Below are 1,000 nucleotides of genomic sequence, written 5' to 3' on the forward strand. Positions count from 1 at the left end.
GCGGTTCGAGGCGGAGTTGCGCCGCGCCCGGAACTACTCGCATCCCCTGACACTCCTCCTGTTCGACATCGACCACTTCAAGAAGGTCAACGACACGTACGGGCACCCGGCGGGGGACCTCATCCTGGTCAAACTGGGACAGGTCCTCGCGGACGGGATCCGCAGTTCCGATTTCGCGGCCCGGTACGGAGGGGAGGAGTTCACCGTCGTGATGACGCAAGCCGACAAGGAGAAGGCGTACGCCTTCGCGGAAATCCTGAGGAGCACGGTGGAGTCGACGCAATTCCAGATTCCGGGTCAGGAACACCCCCTCAAGGTGACGATCAGCGGAGGCGTGGCGAACTTCCCCCAGGACGGGGGCTCGACGACCGACCTCATCCGCGTGGCGGACGAGGCCCTCTACCAGGCAAAGCAATCGGGACGGAACCGGATCGTCAAGGCGCAGCAGCTGGGTCTGGACGGGAAGCCTCTTCTGGAAGTGGAAGAGATCTAGGTGACCGGAGGGGACGGTTCTTCCGCCGGAAACAGTGATACACTGATGATCGTCCCGGGATCATCCGAAAAGGAGCCCATCTCTTGGCGAAAGCGGATCTCGCGAAACTGGAAGGAACGGTCACCGACACCAAGGGCGGCGGAAACTACATCATCACCCTGGAGAACGGGATGACCCTGTCGGCAAAGCTGAGCGGAACCCTGAAACGGTACAAGATCCGTGTCGTCAGGGGCGACAAGGTCACCGTGGGGGTGTCCCCCTATGACACCACCCACGGACTCATCCTGTATCGCCACAACCAGTAGCCCGCCGTACCTTTCCGAACTCCTCTCGCCTGTCGCGCCTCGATGGGGCGCCATGACCCTGGCGCCTTGCTGGCGCGGCGCATCGACGCTCTCGGTGCAACAAGCTATTTACGAGACGGTACACTAGTCCTCCGCCTCTATCCTGATGCGTTTCCTCTTGCCGCGCCGCTCCTCGCACTTGGGGATGCAGAGCACCAGAACG

General features: G+C 62.1%; 2 protein-coding genes. Both read left to right on the forward strand.

Annotation, left to right across the window (positions count from 1 at the left end):
* Window positions 1-493 (forward strand): GGDEF domain-containing protein (locus tag VJ307_07695; protein ID HJX74025.1); only part of this gene is annotated, 493 nt, incomplete at its 5' end.
* An 83-nt stretch (window positions 494-576) separates the two neighbouring features.
* Window positions 577-798 carry a translation initiation factor IF-1 gene (infA, locus tag VJ307_07700; GenBank protein ID HJX74026.1) on the forward strand — a complete coding sequence of 74 codons (222 nt, stop codon included), beginning with the start codon at window positions 577-579 and terminating at the stop codon, window positions 796-798.
* Window positions 799-1,000: the final 202 nt, after the last annotated feature.

The sequence above is a fragment of the Candidatus Deferrimicrobiaceae bacterium genome, assembly GCA_035256765.1.
Taxonomy (GTDB): domain Bacteria; phylum Desulfobacterota; class Deferrimicrobia; order Deferrimicrobiales; family Deferrimicrobiaceae; genus CSP1-8.